This window comes from Mesorhizobium sp. M6A.T.Cr.TU.017.01.1.1, from assembly GCF_004023115.1.
Classification (GTDB): domain Bacteria; phylum Pseudomonadota; class Alphaproteobacteria; order Rhizobiales; family Rhizobiaceae; genus Mesorhizobium; species Mesorhizobium mediterraneum.
Window position 1 is genome coordinate 1 of record NZ_RZTA01000179.1, and the last position, 8,203, is coordinate 8,203.

The 8,203-nt window shown below is 62.8% G+C and carries 9 protein-coding genes and 1 pseudogene; 3 read left to right on the top strand and 7 right to left on the bottom strand.

Annotated features, from left to right (window positions below; translation table 11 throughout):
• A pseudogene (locus EOB36_RS31970) lies at nucleotides 1-429 on the top strand (anti-sigma factor); the annotation flags it as partial.
• A 50-nt stretch (nucleotides 430-479) separates the two neighbouring features.
• Here EOB36_RS31970 and EOB36_RS31975 read toward each other — a convergent pair.
• From EOB36_RS31975 to EOB36_RS31985, 3 genes are all read right to left on the bottom strand, one after another.
• Nucleotides 480-827, bottom strand: a complete 348-nt coding sequence (locus EOB36_RS31975; protein WP_164759138.1) for a hypothetical protein — start codon at nucleotides 825-827, stop codon at nucleotides 480-482.
• Nucleotides 828-998: 171 nt separating this feature from the next.
• A complete protein-coding gene (locus tag EOB36_RS31980; protein ID WP_095485376.1) occupies nucleotides 999-1,709 on the bottom strand; it encodes a DUF6065 family protein in 711 nt (236 codons plus the stop codon).
• Nucleotides 1,710-1,855: 146 nt separating this feature from the next.
• Nucleotides 1,856-2,431 (bottom strand): GNAT family N-acetyltransferase, encoded by a 576-nt coding sequence (locus EOB36_RS31985; RefSeq protein WP_095485377.1) that lies wholly within the window; start codon nucleotides 2,429-2,431, stop codon nucleotides 1,856-1,858.
• A 68-nt stretch (nucleotides 2,432-2,499) separates the two neighbouring features.
• Between EOB36_RS31985 and EOB36_RS31990 the strand changes: the two genes are divergently transcribed.
• Nucleotides 2,500-3,828, top strand: coding sequence for a DNA polymerase IV (locus tag EOB36_RS31990; RefSeq protein WP_095485378.1), 1,329 nt, complete (start codon nucleotides 2,500-2,502; stop codon nucleotides 3,826-3,828).
• A 61-nt stretch (nucleotides 3,829-3,889) separates the two neighbouring features.
• Here EOB36_RS31990 and EOB36_RS31995 read toward each other — a convergent pair whose 3' ends face one another.
• A complete protein-coding gene (locus EOB36_RS31995) occupies nucleotides 3,890-4,396 on the bottom strand; it encodes a hypothetical protein (protein WP_127204968.1) in 507 nt (168 codons plus the stop codon).
• A 188-nt stretch (nucleotides 4,397-4,584) separates the two neighbouring features.
• On the opposite strand from EOB36_RS31995, the gene EOB36_RS32000 reads away from it, so the two are divergent.
• The gene (locus tag EOB36_RS32000) at nucleotides 4,585-5,466 is read left to right on the top strand and encodes a DMT family transporter (protein WP_095485380.1); all 882 of its coding nucleotides are present in this window, start codon (nucleotides 4,585-4,587) and stop codon (nucleotides 5,464-5,466) included.
• A 12-nt stretch (nucleotides 5,467-5,478) separates the two neighbouring features.
• Here EOB36_RS32000 and EOB36_RS32005 read toward each other — a convergent pair whose 3' ends face one another.
• The 3 genes from EOB36_RS32005 to EOB36_RS32015 form a co-directional block, all read right to left on the bottom strand.
• On the bottom strand, nucleotides 5,479-6,282 hold the full coding sequence (locus EOB36_RS32005) for a potassium channel family protein (protein WP_095485381.1): 804 nt from the start codon (nucleotides 6,280-6,282) through the stop codon (nucleotides 5,479-5,481).
• Nucleotides 6,283-6,386: 104 nt separating this feature from the next.
• Nucleotides 6,387-7,397, bottom strand: a complete 1,011-nt coding sequence (locus EOB36_RS32010) for a methyltransferase (RefSeq protein ID WP_128286463.1) — start codon at nucleotides 7,395-7,397, stop codon at nucleotides 6,387-6,389.
• A 147-nt stretch (nucleotides 7,398-7,544) separates the two neighbouring features.
• On the bottom strand, nucleotides 7,545-8,203 hold a 659-nt coding region (locus EOB36_RS32015), incomplete at its 5' end, for an OB-fold nucleic acid binding domain-containing protein (RefSeq protein WP_245467957.1).

Consider the following 8,203-nt stretch of genomic DNA (forward strand, 5'->3'; position numbering starts at 1 on the left):
CTCGCCGGGTATTGGGCTGCAGGCACCAACGAACGCGCACAGGGCGGGCTGTGGGTTGCCGGCGTCATCAGGCCAGCCCTCGGCCAAGCCCTTGAAACGGTCGAATCCGGGAAGGAAATCAAGCTCGCCGGGATCAGCGATCGGTTCCGGGCTATCGCCACCTTCCGCAACAATTCGCAGGATTTGTGTCGCGAATTCGAGGTCGACTCGCAGGACCGCTCCACGGTGATGTCGGTCGCCTGCCGTTCCGGCGACGAATGGCGCGTCAGCTTCGCGGTCGTGGCGCCGGGCGACGCCGGAGGCTATGCCCCGGCCTCGTCGGCCGAAGCCCTCGACGCCTATCTTTCGGCGATCGAAGCGGGCGCGCCAATGTCAGCCGAGGAGGAAGTTAAAGCGCTGACCGAGGTCCGCCAGAAGGATCAGAAGTAAAGCTGCGGCGGCCGGCTTCTCTTGAATGGAATAAAGCCGGCGATCGCCCGTTACTCCGCCGGACCGCAACTGCCGGTCCAGTCTGAAAAAGGAGTAACCACCATGACAAGACACTGGAAACTCAAGTCGACACTGGTCGCAGGAATGGCAGCCCTCGCAAGCACCGCGGCGCAGGCGAAGGAGTATCCCGCGGCGCCCCTGGAAACCGAGCGTCCGCCGGCCGCAATGACCAGCCAAAGCGACGGTGCCTTCATCGTCGCGGGCAACAGTTCGTCAAATTCGAGCTCCAATTCGTCGAGCAATTCGAGTTCGAACTCATCGTCCAACAGTTCGTCGAATTCCAGCTCCAATTCGTCGAGCAACTCCAATTCGAACTCATCGTCGAACAGCTCCTCCAACTCGAGCTCGAATAGTTCGGATCGCGGGCCGCGCCACTGGCGGTCCCGCTAGAGCATCGGGCCCAGAGATAGAGCGGCGGTACGCTTCGACTTGAAAGTCCGCCGCTCTATCGATCCACAAAGAAACGGGGGCCCAGCGGCCCCCGTTTCGCATTCTTCTCCGGGAAAGAGTTAGCGGGCCGCGCGGGCCCATTTGCGATACCAGCCTTCGCTCGCAATCGTGTTGCGATAGACCGTTTCGCGTTCCGTCGCCTCGGCTCCGGTCTCCGCCCGGATCTCCGCCTTGAGCGCCGCACCTTCGCGGCGAACCGGTATGACCTGGACGAGCGGCGTGCCCTTTTCAATGACGTAGAGTCCATCAGGCGCAGTCGCGAAGAATGGAAAATGGATGTCGGCTGCATAAGTGTCGGTATCGACGATACCGGCGACGCATTCGAAAGGCTGAGCCGGTCTGTTGAGCGGCGGCAGGAACAAGGAACTCCAGCCCGGCGGGGTACGTATCGACCAGTAGTTGTGAAACTTGCACGGCGGGCCCGGCTCCTTCGGGTTGCCGGCGACCTGATGGGCGCCATGATTGCTCACCATAGTCCTGTCGAACTCCCAGCCGGCATCGACGGTGCGGCCGCCATTCTTGATCTCAAGGCGGACGGTTGCCGCGAGCGGCAGGATCCAGCCGGTTGTCATCGCATCGAGAAACGGCATGCAGCGCTTGACGGTCAGACCGTTGTTGTTGGCCGACGCATGCTGCGAATCGACCGCCGGCAATTTGCGGAACCAGTCCGGCAGGACCGTCTTGGCCGCCACTGGCGGGGCGATGACGCCATGGTCTTCCGGCCGACAGAGAAACCGGATCGAGCGAGAGGTCTGGGGAAAATGGAACATCGATAGCCTCCATGGAAAAATCCGAGGAGGAACGGGCCGCAGGCGGATTTATTCCTGCTGAACGTCAACCGTCTGATTGCAGGCAGGCCACGATAATTCGGGCGCCGCCGAGCGACCGTCGCGACAGCGGCGCGCAAAGCTCACAACTATAGCACCAATCGCATCAGTGGCCGGCCTGCCTTGCGCTCGACCAGCCTCTCGAAGCCGGCTTTCTCAAACACCCGCGACGAGCCGACGAACAGGCCGATCGAACGCGAATCTTTCGACACATCGATCGGACATGCCTCGACCAGTCGCGCCCCATTCTGTCGGGCAAACTCGACGCCGCCTTCGACCAGGCGATGGGTGACGCCCCTGCCGCGCGCTTTAACGCGGATGAAGAAGCACGAAATTGCCCAGACGCCCGGATCCGCGGCATCGGCGGGATCGACCGGCGCCGACCCCCTGCCCTTATTGTTCCATTCGGGCACGTCGGCGCGCGGGCCGATCTGCATCCAGCCAACCGCCTTGCCATCCTCGAACGCCAGCAGGCCAGGTGGCGGCCCAGCCTCGATCCGCGCCTTGATGTGGTCCTTGTTGCGCTCCCGGTTGCTGGCGCGGCGAGCTGCCGGCGACAGCCGGAAATGTGTGCACCAGCAGCCGTAACAGGCGCCTTGCTTACCGAAAAGATCTTCGAAATCCGCCCAAAGCTCGGGCACCAGCGGCGCTATGGTCGTATTCATGAGCTCTCTCCCGGCCCACCGCCTTGTCGTGGCGTCCGTCCTGACGTACCATTGCATTTGTTCTCTTTATGTTCGCAGCGATGGCGGCTTCTGTCAACAATCCCGATCACGGTTTTTGCCGCGACTGCCTGACCTTCCAGCGCAGCGAGGCACGGCGTTGCGATCGCTGCGGCAGCCCGCGGCTTGCTCGCCATCCGGAGCTCTACCGGCTGCATCTTGCCCATATCGATTGCGATGCGTTTTACGCGGCGGTCGAAAAGCGTGACAACCCGACGTTGAAGGACCGGCCGTTGATCATCGGCGGCGGCAAGCGCGGCGTCGTCTCCACCGCTTGCTACATCGCCCGCATCCACGGGGTGCGCTCGGCAATGCCGATGTTCAAGGCGCTTGAAGCCTGCCCGGAAGCGGTCGTCCTCCCGCCGGACATGGAAAAATATGTACGCGTCGGCCGCGAGGTGCGCGCCATGATGCAGGCGCTGACGCCGCTGGTCGAGCCGATCTCCATCGACGAAGCGTTTCTGGACCTTGCCGGCACCGAGCGCCTGCATGGCTTGCCGCCGGCGGTGGTGCTGGCACGCTTCGCGCTTGGTGTGGAGAAGGAGATCGGCATCACCGTTTCATCAGGCCTTTCCTACTGCAAGTTCCTGGCCAAGGTGGCGTCGGATTTTCGCAAGCCGCGCGGCTTTTCGGTGATCGGCGAGGCCGAGGCGGCCGGCTTTCTCGCCGAGCAGCCGGTGACGCTGATCTGGGGCGTGGGGAAAGCCTTCGCCGCCACGCTTGAACGGGACGGCATCCGCATGATCGGCCAGTTGCAGCGCATGGAGCGCGGCGACCTGATGCGCCGCTATGGCGTGATGGGCGACCGGCTCTACCGCCTTTCGCGCGGCGAGGACGATCGCCGCGTCCATCCTGACCAGGATGCGAAAAGCGTCTCGGCGGAGACCACCTTCGACACAGACATCGCGTCGCTGGATGAATTGGTTTCGGTGCTGAGGGCGCTGTCGGAAAAGGTCTCGGGGCGGCTGAAAAAATCCGGCATTGCCGGGCGCACCGTCGTGCTGAAGCTAAAGACCCAGGATTTCAAGACCCGCACGCGCAACCGCCAGCTCGGCGACCCGACACGGCTGGCCGACCGCATTTTTTCGACCGGGCTCGAGCTGCTGCGCAAGGAAACGGATGGCACAAGATACCGGCTGCTTGGCATCGGCGTCAGCGACCTCTCGAATGACGAAAAGGCCGATCCGCCCGACCTCGTCGATATCCAGTCACGCAAGCGCGCCATGGCCGAAGGCGCCATCGACACGCTGCGCGACAAATTCGGCCGCAAGGCCGTGGAGACCGGCTATACCTTCGGCAAGGGCCGCAGCGCTCACCCGCCCGAGCCGATCGAGGACTGAGCATGATGCCGAACCTTCGGCTCGGAAAAGATCATGCTCAAACAAGAAGATAGAGCGGCCTTCAGATGCGCCTCAAATCGATCCGGCTGGTCATCACGCGCTCACCGGTTTTTGGGTCGACGTCGATAACGGTCAGCCGCATGCCGTCCTCGCCGCTCTTCTCGACCGTCATTTGCGCCGTGCGATCGCCGTTGACCTCCTTCGCCCAGCGGATGCCGAGATTGATCGCATTGCCCGAGCGCCTGCCGCTAAGCTGCGCCGGCCCGGTGCGGGATCCGACATAGGTGCCGGTGTACTTCGTCCCGCTGGACTTCAGATCGGCACTGATGGCGCGCGTCACCACGACCAGACCGCGGCAGGTGCCGTCCAGCGACAATGAGCTCGATGTCGCGTCGGAATTGAAGCGGCAGGAGACGTTCACCGTCGGCGCATCGGTGGTTACCTTGACGGTCCCCTTGCCGGCAAAATTCCCCTGGAACGAGCGGAGGAAATCGGCTTCGTCGGCGTGAGCTGCGCCAGCCGCTGCCGCTAGGCAGCCGGCGAGTGCAAATCGTGCGAATGATTTCATCGGATCTCTCCTCGTTGAGATCGGAAACAAGGCACTCCCTGCTAGGCAGGTAAACACTACGAATCAACGCCCGCCACTTCGGCAGGTTCCGCCTTCAACATGACTGTTTTGCAACACGTCGCTTCTGGCCCAGCCGAATGCGTCGACTAGCGGTTGCAGTGAACGTCCCGGCTTGCGACATAGCGCGCATGGCACCCTCACCATCGATACCCAAGGCCGCATTCTGGATGGCGCTGTCGATCGCATCGTTTCTGGCGATGTCGGTCGCCGGCCGTGCCACGACGGCCGAACTCAACGTCTTCCAGGTGTTGGAGCTGCGCTCGGTCATCGGCTTTTTCATCCTCCTGCCGCTGGTGATGATATCAGGCGGTTTTGCGGCAATGCGCACCAAACGGCCCTTGGCCAATATCGTCCGCAACGTCGTCCATTTTATCGGCCAGGCGGCGTGGCTTTACGCCTTGACGCTGATCCCGCTGGCCGTGCTGATCTCCATCGAATTCACGACGCCGATCTGGACGGCCATCCTGGCGGTCGGCTTCCTCGGTGAAAGGCTAAGCCGGCCCAAGGTTGCGGCGATCATGCTGGGGCTGATCGGCGCGATGATCATCGTGCGTCCGGGAGCGGGCTCCGTCGATCCGGGACATGTCGTCGTGCTGGGCGCCGCCGTCTGCTTCGGCATATCCGTGGTTCTGGTCAAGTCGCTGACGCGGACGGACAGCGTCGTGCGCATCATCTTCTGGATGCTGCTTATCCAGTCGGTGCTCGGCCTTGTCCCGGCGCTCTACGAATGGCGCAATCCGCCGCTCGAACTGTGGCCGTGGATCCTGCTGATCGCCTTCACCGGCATGTCGTCGCATTTCTGCATGGCCCGCGCGCTCGCCTATGCCGACGCGACCGTCATCTCGCCGATGGACTTTTTGCGCGTGCCGCTGTCGGCGCTGATCGGCTGGCTGCTTTACCACGAGCAGATCGACGCTTTCACCGCCGGTGGCGCCTTGCTGATCCTGATGGGCAATCTGCTCAATCTGCAACGGAAAGCGACGAAACCGGCTGAGATCGCGGTATCATAGTTCCGTCGGAGCTCAAATACCGTCGTCGGGTATCTTGAGAAGATGCCCGCAGGCCTTGCAGTGGACGGCGTCGGGCTCGTGCCGCTGAAGGCCGCATTGCGGGCACGGGAAGAAGACCTTGGCGGGGCGGAAGAGCGCCTGCGCCAGCCTGACGAACAGCGATATGCCGATGATCATGGTGACAATCGCGGTGAGCTTGCCGGCTATCCCCGGCAGCACGATGTCGCCGAAACCGGTCGTTGTCACCGTCGCGACGGTGAAATAAAGCGCGTCGACATAGCCTTCGAGACCGGCCCCGGTGCGGAAGAAGAAGGTGTAGACGAAGCCGGTGACGACAAACAGGAATGTCAGGAGATTGATGACCGCGTGGCTTGCCTCGCGCCATTTTTTGAGGCCGCGCATCTCGAAATACCGCCACAGCGCGCCGCTGCGCGACAGCGACCACAACCGCAGGATGCGCAGGAAACCCAGATTGGCCAGCGCCGAAGGCATCAGCAACGTCAGCAGGATGAAGGCGTCGATCCACGACGCCGGCTGTTTCAGCAGGCGCAGCATGTCATTGGAGGCTAGCAGCCTGGCAATCATGTCGGCGGCGACAAGTGCTGCGACAGAATAATCAAGCCAGAGGAACGAGGACGACTCCTGGATCACCGGTGTGGCGATGAAGAAGGCGATGATGGCAAGGTCGATGATGATCGCCGCCAGTTGAAACCGGAAAGCCGCAGGTGTGCGCCCGTGATAAAGCTTGCGCAACGTATCGCGCAGCCGCGCCAAGGCTGATAACTCCCGCGCTCCGTCCTTGTCTGCCGCCTTCATGGCAACTGCGATAACGTTCGCTGCAACAGCCGTCCAGTGCGCAGAGCAGGGATAAGCCGCCGTGGGTTGAGAACATCCGGAGAGTTTCAGACCCGGAAAGCAATTCAGACCGGTTCCGCCTCGATGATGCTGATGCGAGGTCCGGCTTCAACAATATTCGCGACCCGGAAATCCGACGCTGCAAGCAGCACCCTGAATTCTTCCGCCGTGCGCTCCTGCCCGCCCGGCATGACCAGCATGTTCAGATCGCCGAATTTTGCGCCGGCGCCTTCGTTGGGCGGCGCCAGAATGCTCTCGAGCACCAGCAGTTTGCCTTCTGGGCGCATTGCCCGGCGGCAGGTTTTCAGGATGCGGATGTTTGTGTCGTCGTCCCAGTCATGCAAGATCCATTTAAGCACAATCGCATCGGCGCCCTCGGGCACCGAGACGAAGAAATCGCCGGCAACGATATCGCAACGATCGGCCACGCCCGCGGCGTCAAAGACCGGGCCGGCCTTTGCCACGACCTGCGGCTGATCGAAAAGAATGCCGCGCTGGCCGGGATTGCGGCAGAGGATTTCGGCAAGCAGCGCGCCCTGCCCGCCCGCGACATCCATGACGACAGAGAACGGCCGGAAGTCATAGGCCGCGATCACCGCGGCGGCGACGCCACGCGACATGGCCGTCATCGCCCGGTCGAAGATGACGGACTCTTCCGGATGCTCCGCCCGATATTCCCAAACGCCCTTGCCATGAGCATGGCGAAAGGCGTTTTCGCCGGTGCTGACACTGTGCAGCAGATCGCTCCATGCCTGACGGAAATAGGGCCGTCCGGCCAGGATAGCCCACGGCGCGACCGAATGCTGAACATCGGATCGCAACGCGCTGCCAACCGGGGTCAGTGAGAAGAGCCGGTCTTCCGCTTCATGGAACACGCCGACCGACGCAAGGGCGCGCAACAGCCGGTAGAGCGCCTGCGGATGGGCATCGGTCAACGCGGCAAGTTCGCCGCTGGTGCGTTTTCCGTCCTTAAGGTGGTCTGCGATGCCCAGCGTGGCGGCGACGCATATCGCCTGAGATACCTGGAACCCATTCGCCATCTTCTGGAGTTCGGCAGCGGCTGTCCGCTCGTCCATGACGCACTCCCCCGGCCGCCGAAAGACCCAGGCCGCCGAGCTCACAATACCAGCGGCGTTATCACCGGGCAATGACGGCGCTGGGCATGCCGGCGCTGACTGACGGCATACGGTCGAAACAGACGGAACCGTGCTAATCCCGTTAGGTCACACCAGTTCCACTTCCACCACGCCCGGCACCGCGCGCATCGCCGACGCTATCTGCGGCGAGACACGGTAACGGTTGGGCAGCTCGATCTCGACCTCGCCCTGCGCCTCGTCCTTGATAACGATAATGCTCACCTGACTGTCGCCGCGCTGGGTAAGCTGCGATTGAATCGCCGACGCCGGTCGGTCATTCCTGACAAAGATGCGCAAGGCCTTCTGGATGCGGCTTGCCTCGTCCTCCAGCGACTGCACGGTCTGGATGCGCAGATTGACGCCTTCGGGCCTGTCCTCGGCCGAAACGGTGATCACCACCGAACGGCCGGGCTCGAGCAGGTCTCGATACTGCGCCAGCCCCTCGGAAAACAGCACCGCCTCATACTGGCCCGACGTGTCGGAAAACTGCACGACGCCCATCTTGTTGCCGGTGCGCGTCTTGCGCTCTTGTTTGGTGGTGACGGTTCCGGCAAGCCGCCCGGCGGCAGCACCGCGTTTGACGGCGGCCGAGAATTCGGCCCAGGTCTGCACCCGCATCTTCTGCAGCGCCGCCTTGTATTCATCCAGCGGATGGGCGGAGAGATAGAAGCCGACCACCTGAAATTCACGGTGCAGGCGGTCGGCGGCAAGCCATGGGTCGGTCGCCGGCAGGTTGAGGGCCTGCG

Coding starts and splice junctions, on each gene's coding strand:
- EOB36_RS32010 (WP_128286463.1), bottom strand. CDS start 7,397: ATGGACGAGCGGACAGCCGCTGCCGAACTCCAGAAGATGGCGAATGGG.
- EOB36_RS31985 (WP_095485377.1), bottom strand. CDS start 2,431: ATGAATACGACCATAGCGCCGCTGGTGCCCGAGCTTTGGGCGGATTTC.
- EOB36_RS32000 (WP_095485380.1), top strand. CDS start 4,585: ATGGCACCCTCACCATCGATACCCAAGGCCGCATTCTGGATGGCGCTG.
- EOB36_RS32005 (WP_095485381.1), bottom strand. CDS start 6,282: ATGAAGGCGGCAGACAAGGACGGAGCGCGGGAGTTATCAGCCTTGGCG.
- EOB36_RS31980 (WP_095485376.1), bottom strand. CDS start 1,709: ATGTTCCATTTTCCCCAGACCTCTCGCTCGATCCGGTTTCTCTGTCGG.
- EOB36_RS31990 (WP_095485378.1), top strand. CDS start 2,500: ATGTTCGCAGCGATGGCGGCTTCTGTCAACAATCCCGATCACGGTTTT.
- EOB36_RS31995 (WP_127204968.1), bottom strand. CDS start 4,396: ATGAAATCATTCGCACGATTTGCACTCGCCGGCTGCCTAGCGGCAGCG.